Source organism: Brucella tritici, assembly GCF_008932285.1.
In the GTDB taxonomy this organism is placed as follows: Bacteria; Pseudomonadota; Alphaproteobacteria; order Rhizobiales; family Rhizobiaceae; genus Brucella; species Brucella tritici.
In genome coordinates this window covers 106,157-125,779 of record NZ_WBVY01000004.1, presented here as the reverse complement: position 1 = coordinate 125,779, position 19,623 = coordinate 106,157, and the positions used below count along the sequence as shown (strand labels likewise).

The following is a 19,623-nucleotide window of genomic DNA, read 5'->3' as shown; positions in this document are numbered from 1 at the left end:
CGTGTATGTTTCTCATCTGCGTATCGTGGAATTTTCTCGGAAACACCTCAAAAAGTCTTACCCACCAAATCGGCAGGAAACGACAATGACCGACCTTCCCGGATATCCGAGTCGTCGCAGTTTTTTGAAAGCCTCCGCGGCAAGCGTGATGCTTTCAGGGCTCGCTGTCTCAGCCAAAGCGGAACCACAAACTCCCCCGGTTCCACTCGAAGAATATGAACGTCAATATTTCAATGAAGTCGAATGGGCTTTCATTCTCGCCGCGACGGCGCGATTGATCCCGTCCGAAGGGGATGGCCCCGGCGCCATCGAAGCCCGTGTTCCCGTATTCATCGATCTCCAGCTTGCCGGCGATTTCGGTCGCGCGGATGACTGGTACATGGTCGGTCCCCACGATCCGTCCGCCGATCCGACGCGCGGCTGGCAAACGCCGCTCAATCCGGCGCAGATTTACCGGCAGGGCATTCCCGCCTTCAATGCGTGGTGCGAGCAGAAACATGGCGCAGCTTTTGCAGCCCTCACGGCCGAACAGCAGGACGCGGCTTTGACCTCGCTGCAGAAAGGGGAGGTCGGCTTGCAGCCTGAACTGCGCGACTTCTTCACGGTTCTGCTGCAGAACACCAAGGAAGGCTATTTCGCCGATCCGATGTATGGCGGCAATCATGGCATGCAGGCCTGGAGCTATATCGGTTTCCCCGGTGCGCGCGGCAGCTACAAGGAATGGGTCGAGCGCTACAATGTTCGCTATCCGCTAGGCCCGGTTTCGATCAAGGGCGAGAGGGCTTAACAATGGCACGTCAGGAAAAGAAAAAAGACGTGGTCGTCGTCGGCCTCGGCTGGACCGGCGCCATTCTGTCCATGGAACTGGCTCAGGAAGGGCTTGAAATCGTCGCGCTTGAGCGCGGCCATGACCAGAATACGGTCCCCGATTTCAAATATCCCAACATGATCGACGAGCTGAAATATGGCGTGCGCCTCAAGCTGATGCAGCGCGCCAGCCAGCAGACGGTCACGGTGCGGCGCAACGAGAACGAAATTGCGTTGCCTTATCGCAGCTTCGGTTCGTTCCTGCCAGGCAACGGCGTTGGCGGAGCGGGTACGCACTGGAACGGCCTGAACTGGCGTCCGCAGCCGGAAGAGTTGCGCCTGCGCTCCTATGTAAGGGAACGCTGGGGCGAGCAGATCATTCCGGAAGATATGCTTCTGGGCGATTATCCAATCCACTACGATGAGCTGGAACCTTTCTTCGACCGGTTCGAGCGTATTGCCGGCATTTCCGGCAAGGCTGGCAATCTCAAGGGCAAGACCGTCGAAGGCGGCAATCCGTTCGAGGGATGGCGTTCAAACGACTATCCCATGCCGCCGATGCACACGACCTGGGATGGGCGCAAATTCGCCGATGCGGCACAGTCTGCGGGTTACCACCCGTTCCCGTCGCCGGGCGGTATCGCGTCGACAGCCTATGTCAACGAATATGGCATGCAGATGGGGCCGTGCAATCATTGCGGCTTCTGCGAGCGCTTCGGCTGCTACCAGTATTCCAAGTCTTCCCCGCAGACGGCAATTCTCGATGCGCTGAAACGCATGCCAAACTTCTCCTATCGCACGGAGTCGGAAGTGCTGCGCGTCGAAATGGCGCCGGATGGCAAGACGGCTACGGGCGTGACCTATTTCGATGAGGCGACACAGGAAGAAGTGTTCCAGCCCGCCGATATCGTCATTCTTGCATCCTTCTCGCTCAACAACGTGCATCTGGCGCTGCTTTCCGGCATCGGCCAGCCATACGATCCGGCAACGGGCGAAGGTGTGACCGGGCGTAATTATGCCTATCAGATGAATGGCGGCGTGACGCTCTTCTTCAAGGATGAAGAGTTCAATCCGTTCATCGGCACCGGCGCGAACGGCATGTGCATCGACGATTTCGGTGTCAACCAGATCGATTTCGGACGGGAAGGCTTCATCGGCGGTTCGTACTGGCGCGCAGGCCAGACCAACGGCCAGCCCATCCGCAGCATGCCGCTGCCGTCGGGCACACCAGCCTGGGGTGGAGCATGGAAAAAAGCTATCGCCGAATGGTACGGCCATGCCATGTCCATCGGGAGCCATGGTTCGCATATGTCCTACCGGACCAACCACCTCGATCTGGACCCGACCTACAAGGACCGTCACGGTCGCCCGCTCATGCGCATGACCTTCAACTGGAATCCGAATGATATTCGGATGACCCAGTATATGAAGACCAAGATGGAAGAGCTGGCCAAGACGATGAATCCGGACCTGTTGCAGTCGTCGTTCAAGAAGGAAGGCGCGCAATACGACGTACGCCCCTATCAGACGACGCACAATACGGGTGGCCATATCATGTCGGAAAATCCGCGTGAGGGTGTGGTCAATCGTTATTCGCAGGCTTGGGACAAGCACAATGTGTTCATGACCGGCGCAGGCAATTTCGTGCAGAACACGCAGTATAATCCGACAGGTCTGCTCGGCGGGCTTGCCTATTCGACTGCGCATGCGATCCGCACGCAATATCTGTCCAATCCGCGTCCGCTGATCTGAGGAGAATGGTGATGAAAACTTTTCTTCGCATAATCGGCGCTCTGGTCGTCATCGGGATTGTCGCGCTGCTCGCCTTCATCTTCGTGCCGGTACAACTGACCAAACCGACCAAGGAACTGGCCGCAGACTGGAAGCCCGCCGAAGGGCAGGGGCAATACGTCATGTATGCCTCTGACTGTATGGCCTGCCATACGGCGGAAGGCGGCAAGCCCTTTGCCGGTGGCCGTCCGATTGCAAGCCCGATGGGCACGATCTGGACGACCAACATCACGCCTGACAAGGAAACCGGCATTGGAAACTGGACGCTGGATCAGTTTCGCGCCGCTCTTTATGACGGCATTCGTGCTGACGGCTCGCATCTCTATCCGGCAATGCCATATGAGAACTATCGCAAGCTGACGGAAGAAGACGTCCGTGCGCTGTATGAGTATTTCATGCATCAGGTAGATCCGGTGAATAATGTCGTTCAGGAAACCAAGCTTGGCTTCCCGTTCAATATGCGTTTCGGGATTCGCGCCTGGAACTGGCTGGCTCTCGGCCAGGAAGCGGGCTTCAAGGCTGCTGGCAAATCGGAAGCAGAGGATCGCGGACAATATCTGGTCGAGGGACCGGCACACTGCGCCGCCTGCCACAGCCCACGTAATTCGCTGATGGCGCAAAGCGGCACGCAGGTCGGTGACAAGGACTTCCTCACCGGCGGCGTTGTCGATGGCTGGAATGCACCGTCTCTGCGCGGCGCCAATTCTGCTCCACAGAAATGGTCCATTGAGGAACTGGCGACCTACCTTGCGACGGGCCGCAACTCCTACTCCACGGCCAATGGCGAAATGGGCCTCGCGGTCGAACATTCGCTGCAGCATCTGACCGATGCCGATAATCTGGCAATTGCAGCGTTCCTGAAGGGGATCGATGGCGCAGCCGTCGAAGTGCCACAGAGCTTTGCTTCAAAGGCGTCGATGGCATTGCCAGCAGCGCCGGCGGATGCCGCCGGTGAAGCAACGACAAAGATGCTGACGGAAGCTTCTCCGGACATGCCTCTTGGCGCGCGTCTCTACATTGATAGCTGCGCAGCCTGTCATTTCGTGACCGGCAAGGGCGCGCCCGGAATCTTTCCTGAGCTTGCCGGTAATGATCTTGTGACGGGTTCGGAAACGAAGCCGCTGATCTCGATCATCCTGCATGGCGCCGAGGTTCCGTCCACGGCGAAGCGTCCGATGCGTCTTGTGATGCAGGGTTATGCCGACCGCCTGTCGGATGATGAAGTTGCCGAACTGGCCACATTCGTCCGCTCGGCATGGGGTAACAGTGCAGGCCCGGTAAAGGCGGCAGATGTCGCAGCAGTCCGCAATAGCCAGACGCACTGACAAATAAGAACGGCGGAACGAGAGTTCCGCCGTTCTGTTATCTAAGCCGCTTCGATGTCGCGCATCGGTGGGTTTCCATAGAAGCGGCTATATTCGCGGCTGAACTGCGACGGGCTTTGATAGCCGACGCGATGGCCAGCCGTACCGGCATCCAGCCGCTCGACCAGCATCAGTCTGCGTGCCTCGTTCAGACGCAACTGCTTTTGATACTGAACTGGCGTCATAGCTGTAATCGCCTTGAAATGATGATGAAATGACGACGCGCTCATATTGACGTGTTCGGCAAGCTGTTCGATCCGCAATGGCGCTGCAAAGTTTTGCCGAAGCCACCCGATGGCGCGCGCTATCCGGTTGGCCTGACTGTCGGCGGTTGCGATATTGATCAAGCGCTCGCCGCCCGGACCCGTCAGAAGGCGATAGAGAATTTCCTGTTCGATGAGGGGCGCCATCACCGGAATATCCTCGGGATTGTCGAGAAGGCGCAGGAGGCGCAGGGCCGCATCCAGCAGTCCAGCAGGCGCTGCATTGACGGTGATCCCCCATTGATCGCCAACGCCCATCATGTGCCTGCGAACGTCGGCGCGCCCGATCAGATCAGTGAGCTTTTCGCTGTCGATGGCGAGAGCAAGACACAGATGCGGTGCTTCTGGACTTGCCTCCACTACCCGCCATGTGACGGGCAGGTCGAGCGACGTCACCAGATATTCGCCCTTGGTATAGTTGATCGTCTCGGAACCGAGACGCAGGGATTTCGCGCCCTGCAACACCATGGCGAGACAGGGCCGATAACTGCTGTGGCAGGGGATGCTTGGTGTCGTGCGCCTGCTGATGGACAGACCTTCGATCGGCGTGCGGTATTCGCCGTCCTGCGCGGTGAAACGCTCAGCCAGAGCAGCAAGCTCCTTATAGGTGTCTGTCAGTGACGTCATATGTGATCCGCTTCAGATGATGTGGAATAGAGTAATTATTGCGCAAGCAGGTAGGTATCGGCAATCGCGGAGCAGGCAGTTTTGCAGGATCGTGCAAGAAGCTTGCAGGATCGGTCTACCGCATCTGTCCTTGCATCCGGCATATTTAGCCTGCTTCCCCAATCCAATAAATGGAGTCTATCATGGCCATAGCAAGAGGTTATGCTGCTACGGATGCAGATGAGCCGTTGGTTCCGTTCACTTTTGAACGGCGCGAGCCCAATGCGGATGACGTGGTCATCTCGATCCAGTATTGCGGCGTTTGCCATTCCGACATCCATACCGTCCGCAATGAATGGAAGAACGCAGTTTATCCCATCGTTCCGGGGCACGAAATCGCGGGTGTCGTCACCGCCGTCGGCGATGCGGTCACCAAGTTCAAGGTCGGCGACAAGGTAGGCGTCGGCTGCTTCGTGGATTCCTGTGTTGGCTGCGCCAGCCGGGATGTCGACAATGAGCATTATCTTCCCGGTCTCATCCAGACCTACAACACCTTCGATGCGGCAGGAAAGGCACGGACGCAGGGCGGATATTCCGACCATATCGTCGTCAAGGAAGGCTATGTCCTCTCCATGCCGGACAACCTTCCGCTCGATGCGGCAGCGCCGCTGCTTTGTGCAGGCATTACGCTGTACTCGCCGCTGCGCCACTGGAATGCCGGTCCCGGCAAAAGGGTTGCGATCATCGGCATGGGTGGGCTCGGGCATATGGGCGTCAAGCTCGCCAACGCCATGGGCGCGCATGTAACGGTTCTGAGCCAGTCGCTTTCAAAGAAGGAAGACGGTCTCAAGCTCGGCGCTCATGAATATTACGCGACCAGCGACGCGACCACCTTCGAGAAGCTGGCCGGATCGTTCGATCTTATCATCTGCACGGTTGGCGTTGCCATCGACTGGAATGCCTATCTTGCTCTGCTCAAGGTCAATGGCACGATGGTCGTCGTCGGTGTTCCGGAGCATATGGTGCCGGTGCATGCCTTCTCGCTCATTCCCGGTCGCAAGTCGCTTGCGGGATCGATGATCGGTTCGATCAAGGAAACGCAGGAAATGCTGGACTTCTGCGGCCAGCACAACATCGTTTCGGAAATCGAGAAGATCAATATCCAGCAAATCAACGAAGCCTATGAGCGCGTCCTGAAGAGCGATGTGCGCTACCGCTTCGTCATCGACATGGCTTCGCTGGCAGCCTGATACCGAGAATCTGCGCGGCTCCTTCACGGTGCCGCGCAGGTTATTTTTATTCAGCCTTGCTTACATCGTTGTCGGCGCCGGAGATCGAGATCGTCGGTTCCGTGGAGCCGCCGGCAAGCGACCAGGTCACCTGATGGTTCGAGCCGCTGACGTCGAATTGTGAAGGCCCGTCGACCTTCACATTGACGATATTCGCTGCACCGGAAATCTCCAGAATTGAAGGGTCTGTTCCTTTCTTCAAGGTGGCGTTTACCTGATTGTTCGACACTTCCACGATGAGATTTTGCGTGGCTCCACCAGAAACCGTGTTGTCCGTTCCGGATATCGAGAGCTTCTGGGCATTCTCAAAGGTCACGGTATGGGAAACGCCATGGACGGTGACATGGCCGCATTCTCCCTTGAGCTTGATGGTATTTTCGGCACCGTAAATCCCGACATCGCCGGAGGTGCACGTAATTTCCCTGCCGAGGCCCACGCCTTCGATTGTCTGTTCGTCGGCGAATGACGATGGTGTTGCAAGAAGTGTCAGGCTGCCTGCCAGCAATGCAATTTTGAACATCTAGACCTCTTTTACCAAAACCCCGCGCAGTGATTATTAACCATAGCTCATCTGTTCTGTATAGAGATGGCATCCTTTGGGCGATGCCTGTTTGACGCGAGCATATTGCTTATCGCTTATTTTCAAGAGCTGAATTACACTTGGCTTCACGGCGGGTAGGCGGCGGGGGAAAGGCAGCTTTGGGATTCGACCAGAACACTTTGTTTTTTGCGACTGGTATCTGCTCTCTGGCAGTCGGCCTTACGATTCTCAGCGTCTGGTATCAGAACTCGCGTGACAAATTTCTGCTCTGGGGCTGCCTTGGCATGATCCTGCTCGGCACGGGGGCAGTACTTTACTATGCGGGGCCTTTGCCGCTGGCTACGGCCTCCATTGTCGCCTTCGGTCTGGAGAGCGTCGGTTTCATCTTCCTGATTGTCGGGTCACGGCAGATTTCCGGACGTCCGATACAACGGAGCTTTCTGGTCGTTCTGGCGATTGCTGTCATATGCGCGACGACGCTGCCCATTCTGGCCGGACAGACGGGCACGGGCACGGCGATCTTCAACCTGACTTCGGCTCTGTTACTTCTGCTGACGGCGAAAGAATATTTCCATGTCTATCGGGAAGCGCCGGTCCCGGTCATGGGCATGATCGTTCTTTATGCCCTGACAGCGATTTCGTTCTTTCTGTGCGGCGCTGTCATCCTGCATCAACAACAGTGGGTCATGACTGCGACCCCGAGCAATTGGGCCGAAGATATCAATGCCATTACCGCTATCATAGGCATTACGGGCATTGGCGCGCTGTCACTGAATTTCACCCAATCGCGCATTGCGCGCCGTCATGCCAACGAGGCACGCACCGACAGCCTGACCGGATTGCTGAACCGGCGCGCGCTTTACGACGTGCTGGACGATAATGAACTGCAACTCGGGGATTCAGTCGTGATCTTCGATCTGGATGCGTTCAAATCCATCAATGATACGCATGGCCACATCGTGGGCGATCAGGTGCTGGGCACCTTCTCCGACGTTCTGCGCAGCCATATCAAAGGCGCGGCCCTCATCTCGCGCATCGGCGGCGAGGAGTTCGTTCTGATCCTGAGGCAGAAACATAATAGCGATGTTCTCGCTCTGGCCGACATGATCCGTAAAGCCTTTGCGGCGATCGCCTTCGAGGCTCCGGCGGGGGGCTTCTCAACGACGACCAGTGCCGGGATCGCCTTCTGCACGCCGGGAGACGATGATTTCCAGACTGTCTTCCGCAGAGCTGATGCCGCGCTTTATCGCGCCAAACATATGGGGCGCAACAAGGTCTGCACCGAACTGCACAGCGTCGCCTGACCTTCTTTCAAATGAAAAGGGCCTGAAATCAGGCCCTTTTCGCTTTTCATTCCGTCATTATATCACGTGCCGAAGCGCTCTTCGCTGAGTGCTGCCGCCATCAGGGCCTTGGTATAGTCCTCGCGTGGGTGATCGAACACCTGTTCGGTATCGCCCTGTTCGACGATCTTTCCATTCTTCATCACGATCACATAGTCCGAGACCGCACGCACGACCGCCATGTCGTGGCTGATGAAGAGATAGGACAGGCCGTGATCCTTCTGGAGATCGCGCAGCAGGGTAACGATCTGCTTCTGCACTGAGCGATCCAGCGCACTCGTCGGCTCATCGAGCACGATCACGCGCGGTTTCAGGATCATCGTGCGCGCAATGGCAATGCGCTGACGCTGGCCACCGGAAAATTCGTGCGGATAGCGATTGCGCATGGCCGGATCCATGCCGACTTCCCGCAATGCTTCCTGCGCACGACGATCACGCTCTTTCGCCGAAAGGTTCGGTTCGTGGATCAGAAGTCCTTCGGTGATGATGCGTCCCACGGTCATGCGCGGGCTGAGCGAGCCGAAAGGGTCCTGAAAAACGAGCTGCAACTCGCGGCGCTTCGGGCGCATCGCCTGCGATTCCACCGGCAATTCCTTGCCGAGATAAGCGATGCGGCCTTCTGATGGGAGAAGACGCAGAATGGCGCGGCCGAGCGTAGACTTGCCGGAACCGGATTCACCCACGATGCCGATGGTCTGGCCTTCCTTCAGCGTTAGCGAGACATTGTTGACGGCGGTGAGATAGTTCGCAGCGCCGAGCCATGGCTTGTTGATGAGGAAGTTGACCTTCACATTGTCGGCGCGAACCAGCACCGGCGCGTCCTCGCGGGGAGGAGCCTTTTCGCCTTCCGGCTCTGCATCGAGCAGCATCTTCGTATAGGGATGCTCAGGCGCGGTGAACAGTTTTTCCGTATCGTTGGTTTCAACCACTTCGCCGGAACGCATCACATAGACCCGGTCGGCAAAGCGCCGCACGATGCCGAGATCATGCGTGATGAAGACCACCGCCATGCCCAGCCGCTTCTGCAGATCGGCCAGCAGGTCGAGAATCTGCGCCTGAATGGTGACGTCGAGCGCGGTCGTCGGTTCGTCCGCAATCAGGATGTCCGGTTCGTTGGCGAGCGCCATGGCGATCATGACGCGCTGGCGCTGCCCGCCCGACAGTTCATAGGGATAGCTGTCGATGCGGCGCTCAGGCTCTGGAATACCAACCAGCTTGAGCAGTTCAAGAATACGCGGACGCGCCTGCTTCTTGTTCATGCCACGATGATAGCGAAGCGGTTCGGCAAGCTGGTCGCCGATGCGGTAAAGCGGATCGAGCGACGTCATCGGCTCTTGAAAGATCATGGTGATCTTTGCGCCGCGGATATTGTTCAGCTTCTTTTCGGACATGCCGATCAGATCCTGACCGCGATAGAGCGCCTGTCCGGTCGCCTTGCCGTTCTGGGCCAGAAGCCCCATCATCGCCATGGTTGTCTGGCTCTTGCCGGAGCCGGACTCGCCGACGATTGCGATGGTTTCGCCGGCTTTGACATCGAGATTGATGCCGCGCACCGCCTGCACCGGCCCGTCATGCGTGTCGAAAGTGACCTTCAGGTCGCGCACGCTCAGAATGTTTTCACTCGTCATCTCAGCGATCCTTCGGGTCAAGGCTGTCGCGCAGGCCGTCGCCAAGGAAGTTCAGCGCAAACAGGATGATGGTCAGCGTTGCGGCAGGCCAGATCAATTGCCAGCTTGCGCCGCGCATGTTCTGGGCACCTTCGGAAATCAGCAGCCCCAGAGAGGTGAGGGGGTCCTGAACGCCGAGACCGAGGAAGGAGAGGAGACTTTCGAGCAGGATTGCCTTCGGCACCAGAAGCGTCACGAAAACGATGACCGGGCCGAGCGCATTCGGAATGATATGGCGGGTGATGACGCCGCGTCGTGTCGCGCCAAGCGCTTCTGCCGCCTGAACGAATTCCTGACGTTTGAGGCTCAATGTCTGTCCGCGCACGATGCGCGCCATATCCAGCCACTCCGTCGCGCCAATGGCGATGAAGATGATGAAAATGGATCGCCCGAAGAAGACGAGCATCAATATGACGAAGAAGATAAAGGGCAGCGAATAGAGAATATCGACCAGCCGCATCATCACATTATCGACGCGTCCGCCCAGATAACCTGAGATGGCGCCGAAGGACACGCCCAGTATCAGAGACATTGCCGAAGCAAGCAGGCCGATGGCAAGCGACATGCGCACGCCGATGAAGATGCGCGTCATCAGATCGCGGCCAAGATTATCAGTGCCGAGCAGGAAGTAATTGCGCGTCACATTGAGGGTCAGCTTGCCCGACAGCCCATCCGAAGCGATGTCGATCTTCGGATTGCTGAACAGGTCGGAGCGCTGGAAATAACGCAACACACGTTCATCCGTCGGGCGCTGTGCGGTGAAATCGACAACGACATTGTTGCCGCTCAGTTCCGGTTCGCCGGCAGCTTTCAATCGCGCGCGGGCAAGTTCGCGGTCAAGGCCCGGCAGGATGGTATCCGCACGCGGATAGGCTTCCAGGCTTGGGGCCACACGCACGAACTGCGGATAAATCTTGTCGTAAGGATGCGGGCTCAGCATCGGGCCGAATATGCCCAGAAAAGCCATCAGGAGAAGGACGATAGCGCTTGCCACCGCAGCCTTGTTCTTGCGCAGGCGCAACCATGCGTCCTGCCAGAGCGAGCGGCTTGGAACTTCCAGCCGGGCTGTTTCCGTCGGTACAGAAAGATCAGTCATAGCGAACCCTCGGATCAAGCCATGCATAAAGAAGGTCGACAATCAGGTTGAACACCACGACGAAGACCGAAATGACAACAACGGTTCCCATGACGAGGGTGTAATCGCGGCTGAGCGCGCCCTGCACGAAATAGCGACCGATGCCGGGAATGCCGAAAATCGTCTCGACCACGACCGAACCTGTGAGCAGGGCGGCTGCCGTCGGGCCGAGATAGGAGACGGCGGGCAGCATGGCGGCGCGCAATGCATGCACACCCACAACCACACGCGATGGCAGGCCATAGGCGCGCGCGGTGCGCACGTGATTGGCGCGCAATGCCTCAATCGTTGCGCCGCGCACAAGACGCGCAATGACGCCAACCTGCGGCAATGCAAGTGTCAGAACCGGTAATATCCAGTAGGTTATATTGGCCGAAGACCAGCCGCCCGCCGGAACCCAGCCGAGGATGACACCGAACAAAAGGCTGAGGAGAGGAGCTACGACGAAGTTCGGTGTGGTGATGCCGAATGTGGCCAGCGCGACAACGAAATAGTCGACGGCTGAATTCTGCTTCAGCGCTGCCAGCGTGCCGAGAAACGTTCCGATAATGGCCGCAAGCGTCAGTCCGAGCGTGCCGAGCATGATCGAAACGGGCAGGCCGGAAGCGAAAAGGTCGTTCACGGTGAAATCGCGTCGCGTGAAGCTTGGTCCAAGATCGCCGTGCAGAAGATTGCCCAGATAAATCAGATACTGCTGCCACAGCGGCGCATCCATATTATAGGCCTTCTTGAGGTTCTCCAGGATCAGCGGATCAATCGGCCTTTCAAGGTCGAAAGGTCCGCCGGGCGCGAGCCGGATCAGAAAGAATGTCAGCGTGATGATGATAAATATCGTGGGTATCGCACTACCCAATCGTCGGAGCGTATAGCCCAGCATGTTCTTTTCCCTTCTTTGCCGGATCGCTTTCAAACGATCCGGCAAATCCCACTAAGGGCGTGTTTCATTTTTGTTTTTAATTCTTTGTCGATAGCCAGCGCGTGCCGTGCGAATTCATGAGGTTGTCTTCATAACCCTGAACACGGTCGGCAACGAGAGCGGTGGATGAATAATACATCAGGGGCACGACAGCCCCGTCGCCGAGCAGTATCTTCTCTGCTTCAGCGAGGATTTTTGCCCGCTCTTTGAGATCGGTCGTAGTTGCGGATTTCGCCATCAGCGCGTCGTAATCCTTGTTCGACCATTCGGCATAATTGAAGTAATTGCCGGTGGTATAAAGCTCCAGGAACGAATTCGGATCGTTGTAATCGCCGATCCAGCCGTCGCGGGTGATGTCGAACATCCCCTTTTCCTGAAGGTAGTTATAGAAGGTAGCGCCTTCGACCTCGTTGAGCGTTGCCTTGATGCCGATATTGCCCAGCATGTTGGCAAGCGCTGCCATGGTATTCTTGTGGTTTTCCGAGGTGTTGTAACGCAGGGTCACAGAAAGGCTGCCCGGCTGGACACCGGCTTCCTGCAGCAGTTCCTTGGCCTTGTCCTCGCGGTCCAGCACATCCTCGTCGGCGAAATCCAGCTTCGGCGCATCCTTGACGTAATTTGCAATGCCGGGCGGCACCATCGAACTGGCTGGCAGCATCACACCGCGCCAGACCTCATTGGCGAGGAACTCGCGATCGACGGCCATCGATATGGCGCGACGCACGCGCGGATCGCGCAGCTTGCTCGTGGGCTCGCCTTTGATGTCGACATAATAGATGCCGAGATAGGGAGCGAGGCGGAACTGGCTGCTGAGGTTCTTCTTCACATAATCCATCTGTTCGGCAGGAACATCGGAACAGATATCGACTTCCTTCGCCTCGAAGCGGCGCATGCAGCTTGCCCGGTCTTCAAACGGAATCCAGTTGACCGCATCGATCTTCACATTGGAAGCGTCCCAGTAATTCGGGTTCTTCTTCATGGAGATTTTGTCATTGGGAGTGAAACCGACAAGCGTGTAGGCGCCATTGGTCACCATATTGCCGGGCAGGGTGAACTTGTCGCCGAACTTCTCGACAGCCTTCTTGTTGACCGGAAATCCCGTCTGGTGCGTGAGAAGCTCAAGGAAATAAGGGGCAGGGTTCTTGAGGTCTATCTGAAGTGTCTTGTCGTCAAGCGCCTTCACGCCAAGCTGATCGACCGGCATTTTGCCGGTGGCAACTTCCTCGGCATTCTTGATGGCATAGAGGACGCTGGCGTAACCGGCAGCCGTCTTCGGGTCCATGATGCGACGGAAGGAAAACTCGAAATCGCCCGCAGTGACAGGATCGCCATTCGACCATTTGGCATTTTCGCGCATATGGAATGTGTAGGTGAGACCGTCTTCGGAAATATCCCACGATGCAGCCGCGCCGGGGATGGCTTCGCCCTTCTCGTTTTGCGCGAGCAAACCTTCATAAAGGTCGCGCAGGACACGGTTTTCCGAAACGGTGGTCGTGTGGTGCTGGTCCAGCGTGGCGGGATCGGTATCGTTACCCCGGTTGAGCACTGTTTCTGCCGATGCAGCGCCGCTGAGCGCCATCAGGCAAATGCCTGTCATCAGGAATCCGCGAACCATTGTAAAAACTCCCATATGCTTTTTAGAAAACGTTTGCCCCGACAAAAGAGGGCCCTCCGGAACAGCCGGAAGAAAAAGGGCCGCGCCGAGAAGCGCAGCCCAAGCTGAAAATTTATTGTTTAAACGAAAGCCAGCGCGTCTTGTGGCTATCCATCAGGTTGTCGTTCCAACCGTCGATCTTGTCCGAAACAAGGGCGCGCGACGAATAATAGAGGATCGGGATATTGCTCATCTCATCAAGCTTTACCTGTTCGGCTTCTGCCAGTGTCTTGGCACGCTCGTTGAGATCGAGAATTTTTTCGGCCTTCGCCATCAGCGCATCGTAATCGGCGTTCTTCACCTTGGAATAGTTGAAGCTCACATTGCTCTGGCTGATGAACAGGAAGTTCTGCGGATCGTTATAGTCACCGATCCAGCCTGCACGGGCGATGTCAAATGGGCCATCGTCGCGCATGAAGTTGAAGTAGGTCGCACCTTCCGTTTCGTTGAGCGAAGCCTTGACGCCGATATTGCCGAGCTGATCGGCGATGGCAGCCATGGTGTTCTTGTTGTTTTCCGAGGTGTTGTAAAGCAGTTCGATCGAAAGTGTGTTAGGCTCGACGCCTGCTTCCTTCAACAGTTCCTTGGCCTTGTCTTCGCGCTCCAGCATATCGTCGGAATAGTTGAGCTTCGGCGCATCCTTCACATAATTGGCAATGCCCGGAGGAACCATTGAATAGCCCGGCAGCATGGTGCCTTGCCAGACCTGATCGGCAATGAAATCACGGTCGATGGCCATGGAAATCGCCTGACGGACACGCGGGTCCTTCAGCTTGCTGTCTGCGGTCTTGCCTTTTACCGGCAGATAATAGACGCCGAGATAAGGCGCCATGCGGAATTCCTTGGACAGGTTCTTCTTCACATAGTCCATCTGCTCGGCCGGAACGTCGGAGCAGATCTGCACTTCCTTCGCCTCGAAACGGCGCATGCAGCTTGCGCGATCCTCGAACGGTATCCAGTTGACCGTATCGATCTTCACCTGATCCGCTTCATAATAATACGGATTCTTCTTCATCACGATCTTGTCGTTCGGTGTGAAACTTTCCAGCATATAGGCGCCGTTCGTCACCATCTTGCCGGGCGTGGTGAACTTGTCGCCATTTGCCTCGACGCTTTTCTGGTGCAACGGGAAGCCGGTCTGGTGGGTCAGAAGCTCAAGGAAATACGGAGCAGGGGCGTTCAACGTGATCTTGAGCGTATGGTCATCGACGGCTTCGACGCCGAGCTGGTCAGTCGGTTTCTTGCCACCGGCAATATCTTCGGCGTTCTTGATGATGAACAGCATGCTGGCATAACCGGCGGCTGTCTTCGGGTCCATCAGGCGGCGGAAAGTGAACTGGAAGTCACCGGCTGTGACCGGATCGCCGTTCGACCATTTGGCGTCATCGCGCAGATGGAAAGTGTAGACCGTGCCGTCTTCGGAAACATCCCAGGATTTCGCTACACCCGGCACTGCTTCGCCGTTTGCGTTCTGAATTGTCAGGCCGTCATACAAGTCGCGCATGACGTTGCCTTCAGCCACCGTCGAGGTGCGATGATGGTCCAGCGTCGCCGGATCGGTGTCGTTGCCGCGATTGAGAACGACTTCAGCCGAAGCAGCGCCAGCCAGCGCCAGAAGACACACACCTGTCAGTAGAAATTTACGATACATTTGAGAACCCCTCCTTTGAAATTTTTGAAATGTCCCGCATCTTATGGATAAGCACGCCACTTGCAAGAGAACTTATCAACGCTTTGACTTAATTAATGTATTCACGATTTCTTGAGCGATTTCGGTGCCCGTTTTCTGGTACGGAATGATCGATTTTCATCCCATTTACAAGATCGGCCCGCTGGCCGGGTTCGCCAGAAAAACGCCGCAATTTCCGCGATTTGCGACGTTTGAATGTCAGATGAAAATGGACGAAAAATCGTTCCGATTCGAGGAAAATTACATTCGTCGTTTTCCGGGCGATCCTGTGAATAAGCTGTGCGTCAAAGAGCTCCCCAAATTCCAGACCGGATCAATATCGGATAGTTCCATAATGCGTATTATCTGATTGAGAGTGATCCCGAGGGTGAGCTCCAGCTTGAAGTGCGACTTGCAGAAAGGCCCGTCCACATATGAGCAAGAAGCGCCTTTTCAGGCGCTTCCTTTGATCTCAGAATGACCGCTGCAGTGCGATCAGTCCTTGCCAGGCGTCTGTTCCGTTGAGGACTGACTTCTTGTCATTCCAACGCACATAGGAGATTTCCGGCGTGACCGTGAAACCCGGAACCAGTTCGTAAGTGACATTTGCGGTCGTATAGAACGTATTCGTGCCGTCGTAAGCAAGTTCTGCATTGAGAACGGCCTTTTCGGAAAGCTTGTAAGCGCCGCCGCCCCATGCGGCCCAGTCACCGCCCCACTGGCCATAGAAACTATCGATCACGCGCACTCGACCAGCGATCTGGCTGTTGTCGCCCTGGACGTCCATATAGTTGTCTTTGTTGGATTTATAGCCGCCCATCGCCCACACCGAAAACCGGTCGGTGATGTTGAGATTGCCGCGCAACTTGCCTGCCCATTTTTCATTGCGGGCATCGTAAGCGGCAACTGCAATCACCGCTCCCCAATCCTGAGCATATTTGAGGCCGCCAACGACATGCGGAGTATAATCGCTGATTGTGCCGTCATAGCCATATTTCTTGTCGGTATCGACATTATTGCCCTGTTCCAGCGACAGGATTGCCGAAATGCCGTTGCTGCCGGAATAGGTGTAGCTGATCAGTCCTGTCCGGTAACCGCCAGCGAGGATGACATCGTCGTTGAAGACGTCGCCAAGATAGCCAACGAAGGATGTGAAAGCTGAAAAATCGAGGCCGACACGCAGTCCGCCCAGATCGATATAGCCAAAGCGTAGCGAGCCGGTGGACTTGGAGTCCTCGCCGTTGCCCCATTGAAAACGGGTTTCCGCATAGGTTTTGAGCGTACCAAGTTCTGTCTCGGACGCCGTACTGGTGCGCAGTGTCAAGCGGGCAGAATTATCCCACGTATCACGCTTGCTGGAACGCTGGAGATGAGGCTTTCCGTCCTTGTCGGTAAAACCGCGGCCATAAACATCGTCTCCGCCCTGCATGAGATAGCGGACGTAGCCGTGAATCCGCAGGCATGTTTCGGTTCCGGGAATATAGAAATATCCCGCACCGTAGGCGTCACAGACCCGGACATATTGTGCCGGTTCCGGCTCGGGTGTGACTACAGCGTCAGCGCCATAGGCAACGGACAGGTTGCACGCGGTCGCAATGCTGCCTGCCAACAGTAAATTGAATTTCATGTCCCCTCACAAGTGGTAGTAAAAAATTCCAAAAGAAAAAAGTTTTAATGGAAATGCAAATACAAGATAGAACATGAATTCAGTTTATATAATCGCAAATTATAATAGGCGAATTATAGGTTGCATTTATATGCGTCTGATCGAAGTGTTTAGACAAAAATTGCGGGTAACTACTTAAAATAGAAATATATTAGATGGATATATACATTGAATACTTCTTGCGGCGCATGGACGTCGCCGCGTTATCAACGGGAGGATTTCATGTATCGCAGTTTCTTTCTTGCGAGCGTTTGCTGGTGTTCTGTGGCCGGTATCGCATCGGCTGAAACAGTACTTAACCGCGATAGCGGCAGCGATCCGTCCACGCTCGATCAACACCGAACAACGACGGTGAATGAAAGCGCCCTGCTGCGCGATCTCTATGAAGGACTTGTTAGCGAAGATGCGAAGGGTGAGCTGATACCGGGTGTGGCGCGGTCCTGGGATATTTCTTCTAACGGACTGATCTATACGTTTCATCTGCGCGAAAACGCAAAATGGTCGAATGGCGATCCGGTTACTACCGGCGATTTCGAATATTCTCTACACCGTATCATCGATCCAAGGACTGGCGCTGGCTACGCCAATGTTCTCTATGCGATCAAGAACGCCAGAGAAATCAATACCGGCAAGCTCCCGCTGGATCAGTTGGGCGTCGAGGCGCTTGACGACTTCACGCTGAAAATCACGCTTACGTCCCCTACCCCTTATTTCCTTTCGCTGCTGACCCATCAGACGACCTTGCCGCTAAACCGGAAAGCCGTTGAAAAATACGGAGACAAGTTCACTTTGGCGGGAAACATGGTGTCGAATGGTGCCTACACGCTGGCAAGTTTTACGCCAAATGCCCAGATCGTCATGAAGAAAAACCCGAATTACTGGGACTCCTCCAGCGTAAAGATCGACGTGGTGAACTGGATTCCATTCGAGCAACCGGCGTCGTGCATGCGTCGTTTTGAGGCCGGGGAGATCGACATTTGCGGTACGGTTTCCGCCGAGCAGATGGATTATATCAAGTCCAATCTGGGGCATAATCTGCGCGTAGCACCCTATTTCGGCACTTTCTATGTCAGCGTCAAAGGCGAGCCGGACAGCAAGCTGCGCGACCCCAGGGTGCGGCAGGCAATTTCGATGGCGATAGACCGCAAGTTTCTGGCAAAGGAAATCAGGCGAGGCATGATGATGCCGGGCTATTCGATGGTGCCTCCCGGCACTGAAAACTACGTCGCAGATGCGCCCCGGCTGGACTATATGGATGAGGACATTCTTGACCGTGAAGACAGGGCGAAGGAATTGCTGGAGGAGGCCGGCGTCGCGCCGGGAAGCCTGTCGGTCAAGCTCCGCTATGCTACTTCAGTCAATAACAAGAACTCGATGATTGCTATTGCAGACATGCTCAAGAATATTGGCATCGAAGCATCACAAGACGAAGTCGAAGGTGCTACCTATTTCAATTATCTGCATGAACATGGCATGTATGATTTTGCGTATCAGGCATGGATTGGTGATTACAATGACGCCTATTCCTTCCTGAATATGTTCACGACTGACAATTATTTTAATAATTCGGATTGGTCGAACAAGGAATACGATGCGCTGATTGCCAAGTCGGAAACCATGACCGACGCCAAGATGCGAGCCCAAACGCTTGCCGAGGCAGAGCGTATTCTGCTGAGAGAAGTTCCCGTCATTCCTCTGCTCTATCCCTCGTCGCAAGCGCTCGTGGCAGACAAGGTTGAAGGCTACAGCGATAATCTGATGAACATACACGCAACCCGCTGGCTGTCGCTTCAAAGCGAATGAAATGAAGGCTGATTGTATGACCATCGCGCGAACAGGTCGCGCGGTGGCTTGATTCCACTGTTTCAATCAAAACCGGAAATGCTCTAGCATAGCACTTTCAACTGAATCAGTTTCCGGCAAAGCCAGAACGGTGGGGTATGAAACCAGCAATCGAGCAGCTCTTTCCCGGCTTTGAAATGCGGGAGGTGGAAACGAACAATGTTCGTTTCGCCGTCATGACTGGCGGTAAGGGCCTGCCGGTCCTGTTGTTGCACGGTTATCCGGAAACCATGGCCGCGTGGCATCGCATCGCTCCGGAACTCACCAGTTCCTGCACGGTCATCGTGCCTGATCTGCCGGGCTATGGCCGGAGCCGCGTCACGTCCAATCCTGCAGGAGCCGGATCGAAACGTCGCATGGCGGCCAGTCTGGTGGAGTTGATGCAGGCGCTCGGCCATGAACGGTTCGTGGTGATCGGGCATGATCGCGGCGGTCGAGTCGCCTATCGCATGGCGCTGGATCATCCGGACAAGGTGCTTGGACTGGTGTCCGTCACGGTCGTGCCGACACCCGAAATGTGGGAAGGCGCCAGCAAAGCATTCGGCATGGGCGCATGGCACTGGTTCATGTTGGCCCAACCCGAGCCGCTGCCGGAAACGCTCCTGTCCGGCGATCCCCGGTTCATGATCGATACGACCTTGCAGAAGATGGCGCATGGTCTCGACAAACTACATCCGCTTGCACTGGCAGATTACCGGGAAGCCTTTGACAGCGCGGAAGTCCGGCACTGGATATGCGAGGATTACCGCGCTGGCGCTGGCGTGGATGAAGCCGACGATCTTGCCGATCGGGCGGCAGGACGGCGCATTCATGCGCCGGTTCTGGTCTTCTGGGAACAAGGTCGACGCTATGGCGGCGGGCGCGAACCGCTCGATATATGGGCGGACTGGGCCACCGATGTTGAAGGCGAAGGATTGGCGGGCGGGCATCTTCTGCCTGAGACCGCATCCGGTCCAATATTGGCTCGATTAGGCCCGTTTCTGCGGAGAATCGATGCCTGTGCATTGGCGGCAGAACATGTACGTGGCCGTTAATCTTATTGAAAATCCCGCTATGTGGCTTTATGCGAA

General features: G+C 56.0%; 16 protein-coding genes. 8 read left to right on the top strand and 8 right to left on the bottom strand.

The window, feature by feature from the left end:
- The first annotated feature begins 85 nt into the window (after positions 1 to 85).
- From F9K94_RS14975 to F9K94_RS14965, 3 genes are read left to right on the top strand one after another with little or no spacing between them, the layout of a single operon-like run.
- Complete coding sequence (locus F9K94_RS14975) at positions 86 to 787, top strand: gluconate 2-dehydrogenase subunit 3 family protein (protein WP_024899775.1); 702 nt, start codon at positions 86 to 88, stop codon at positions 785 to 787.
- A 2-nt stretch (positions 788 to 789) separates the two neighbouring features.
- Positions 790 to 2,559, top strand: coding sequence for a GMC family oxidoreductase (locus tag F9K94_RS14970; RefSeq protein WP_061345349.1), 1,770 nt, complete (start codon positions 790 to 792; stop codon positions 2,557 to 2,559).
- Positions 2,560 to 2,570: 11 nt separating this feature from the next.
- Positions 2,571 to 3,923, top strand: coding sequence for a cytochrome c (locus tag F9K94_RS14965; protein WP_151646577.1), 1,353 nt, complete (start codon positions 2,571 to 2,573; stop codon positions 3,921 to 3,923).
- A 41-nt stretch (positions 3,924 to 3,964) separates the two neighbouring features.
- On the opposite strand, the gene F9K94_RS14960 is transcribed toward F9K94_RS14965, so the two are convergent.
- The gene (locus tag F9K94_RS14960; protein WP_061345347.1) at positions 3,965 to 4,852 is read right to left on the bottom strand and encodes an AraC family transcriptional regulator; all 888 of its coding nucleotides are present in this window, start codon (positions 4,850 to 4,852) and stop codon (positions 3,965 to 3,967) included.
- A gap of 182 nt (positions 4,853 to 5,034) precedes the next feature.
- On the opposite strand from F9K94_RS14960, the gene F9K94_RS14955 reads away from it, so the two are divergent.
- The gene (locus F9K94_RS14955; protein WP_151646575.1) at positions 5,035 to 6,081 is read left to right on the top strand and encodes an NAD(P)-dependent alcohol dehydrogenase; all 1,047 of its coding nucleotides are present in this window, start codon (positions 5,035 to 5,037) and stop codon (positions 6,079 to 6,081) included.
- A gap of 46 nt (positions 6,082 to 6,127) precedes the next feature.
- Here F9K94_RS14955 and F9K94_RS14950 read toward each other — a convergent pair whose 3' ends face one another.
- A complete protein-coding gene (locus tag F9K94_RS14950) occupies positions 6,128 to 6,640 on the bottom strand; it encodes a DUF3060 domain-containing protein (RefSeq protein WP_151646573.1) in 513 nt (170 codons plus the stop codon).
- Between the two features lie 179 nt (positions 6,641 to 6,819).
- Between F9K94_RS14950 and F9K94_RS14945 the strand changes: the two genes are divergently transcribed.
- Positions 6,820 to 7,965: a GGDEF domain-containing protein gene (locus F9K94_RS14945; protein WP_151646571.1), complete on the top strand. Its 1,146-nt coding sequence runs from the start codon at positions 6,820 to 6,822 to the stop codon at positions 7,963 to 7,965.
- Positions 7,966 to 8,027: 62 nt separating this feature from the next.
- Here the strand turns inward: F9K94_RS14945 and F9K94_RS14940 are convergent, their stop codons facing one another.
- The 5 genes from F9K94_RS14940 to F9K94_RS14920 form a co-directional block, all read right to left on the bottom strand.
- Positions 8,028 to 9,632, bottom strand: coding sequence for an ABC transporter ATP-binding protein (locus F9K94_RS14940; protein ID WP_061345343.1), 1,605 nt, complete (start codon positions 9,630 to 9,632; stop codon positions 8,028 to 8,030).
- Position 9,633: 1 nt separating this feature from the next.
- On the bottom strand, positions 9,634 to 10,767 hold the full coding sequence (locus tag F9K94_RS14935; protein ID WP_151646569.1) for an ABC transporter permease: 1,134 nt from the start codon (positions 10,765 to 10,767) through the stop codon (positions 9,634 to 9,636).
- Positions 10,760 to 11,683, bottom strand: coding sequence for an ABC transporter permease (locus tag F9K94_RS14930; protein ID WP_061345341.1), 924 nt, complete (start codon positions 11,681 to 11,683; stop codon positions 10,760 to 10,762). The genes F9K94_RS14935 and F9K94_RS14930 overlap by 8 nt, the downstream gene beginning before the upstream one ends.
- Positions 11,684 to 11,759: 76 nt before the next feature.
- Positions 11,760 to 13,337, bottom strand: coding sequence for a peptide ABC transporter substrate-binding protein (locus F9K94_RS14925; protein WP_151646567.1), 1,578 nt, complete (start codon positions 13,335 to 13,337; stop codon positions 11,760 to 11,762).
- Positions 13,338 to 13,449: 112 nt separating this feature from the next.
- Positions 13,450 to 15,027, bottom strand: a complete 1,578-nt coding sequence (locus F9K94_RS14920) for a peptide ABC transporter substrate-binding protein (protein ID WP_151646566.1) — start codon at positions 15,025 to 15,027, stop codon at positions 13,450 to 13,452.
- Between the two features lie 145 nt (positions 15,028 to 15,172).
- Here F9K94_RS14920 and F9K94_RS24600 point away from each other — a divergent pair, with 145 nt between their 5' ends.
- Positions 15,173 to 15,415 (top strand): hypothetical protein, encoded by a 243-nt coding sequence (locus tag F9K94_RS24600; protein WP_210250254.1) that lies wholly within the window; start codon positions 15,173 to 15,175, stop codon positions 15,413 to 15,415.
- A gap of 102 nt (positions 15,416 to 15,517) precedes the next feature.
- On the opposite strand, the gene F9K94_RS14915 is transcribed toward F9K94_RS24600, so the two are convergent.
- Entirely contained in the window at positions 15,518 to 16,672 is a 1,155-nt protein-coding gene (locus F9K94_RS14915) for a porin (protein WP_151646564.1), read from the bottom strand.
- A 261-nt stretch (positions 16,673 to 16,933) separates the two neighbouring features.
- Here F9K94_RS14915 and F9K94_RS14910 point away from each other — a divergent pair, with 261 nt between their 5' ends.
- Positions 16,934 to 18,514, top strand: a complete 1,581-nt coding sequence (locus tag F9K94_RS14910; RefSeq protein WP_151646562.1) for a peptide ABC transporter substrate-binding protein — start codon at positions 16,934 to 16,936, stop codon at positions 18,512 to 18,514.
- A gap of 137 nt (positions 18,515 to 18,651) precedes the next feature.
- Positions 18,652 to 19,587, top strand: a complete 936-nt coding sequence (locus tag F9K94_RS14905; protein ID WP_151646560.1) for an alpha/beta hydrolase — start codon at positions 18,652 to 18,654, stop codon at positions 19,585 to 19,587.
- Positions 19,588 to 19,623: the final 36 nt, after the last annotated feature.

Excerpts from the sequence above, each read along its gene's own strand:
- F9K94_RS14905 (WP_151646560.1), top strand. The coding sequence starts at position 18,652 with ATGAAACCAGCAATCGAGCAGCTCTTTCCCGGCTTTGAAATGCGGGAG.
- F9K94_RS14950 (WP_151646573.1), bottom strand. The coding sequence starts at position 6,640 with ATGTTCAAAATTGCATTGCTGGCAGGCAGCCTGACACTTCTTGCAACA.
- F9K94_RS14920 (WP_151646566.1), bottom strand. The coding sequence starts at position 15,027 with ATGTATCGTAAATTTCTACTGACAGGTGTGTGTCTTCTGGCGCTGGCT.
- F9K94_RS14940 (WP_061345343.1), bottom strand. The coding sequence starts at position 9,632 with ATGACGAGTGAAAACATTCTGAGCGTGCGCGACCTGAAGGTCACTTTC.
- F9K94_RS14930 (WP_061345341.1), bottom strand. The coding sequence starts at position 11,683 with ATGCTGGGCTATACGCTCCGACGATTGGGTAGTGCGATACCCACGATA.
- F9K94_RS24600 (WP_210250254.1), top strand. The coding sequence starts at position 15,173 with ATGATCGATTTTCATCCCATTTACAAGATCGGCCCGCTGGCCGGGTTC.
- F9K94_RS14935 (WP_151646569.1), bottom strand. The coding sequence starts at position 10,767 with ATGACTGATCTTTCTGTACCGACGGAAACAGCCCGGCTGGAAGTTCCA.
- F9K94_RS14975 (WP_024899775.1), top strand. The coding sequence starts at position 86 with ATGACCGACCTTCCCGGATATCCGAGTCGTCGCAGTTTTTTGAAAGCC.
- F9K94_RS14955 (WP_151646575.1), top strand. The coding sequence starts at position 5,035 with ATGGCCATAGCAAGAGGTTATGCTGCTACGGATGCAGATGAGCCGTTG.
- F9K94_RS14910 (WP_151646562.1), top strand. The coding sequence starts at position 16,934 with ATGTATCGCAGTTTCTTTCTTGCGAGCGTTTGCTGGTGTTCTGTGGCC.
- F9K94_RS14960 (WP_061345347.1), bottom strand. The coding sequence starts at position 4,852 with ATGACGTCACTGACAGACACCTATAAGGAGCTTGCTGCTCTGGCTGAG.
- F9K94_RS14925 (WP_151646567.1), bottom strand. The coding sequence starts at position 13,337 with ATGGTTCGCGGATTCCTGATGACAGGCATTTGCCTGATGGCGCTCAGC.
- F9K94_RS14965 (WP_151646577.1), top strand. The coding sequence starts at position 2,571 with ATGAAAACTTTTCTTCGCATAATCGGCGCTCTGGTCGTCATCGGGATT.
- F9K94_RS14970 (WP_061345349.1), top strand. The coding sequence starts at position 790 with ATGGCACGTCAGGAAAAGAAAAAAGACGTGGTCGTCGTCGGCCTCGGC.
- F9K94_RS14915 (WP_151646564.1), bottom strand. The coding sequence starts at position 16,672 with ATGAAATTCAATTTACTGTTGGCAGGCAGCATTGCGACCGCGTGCAAC.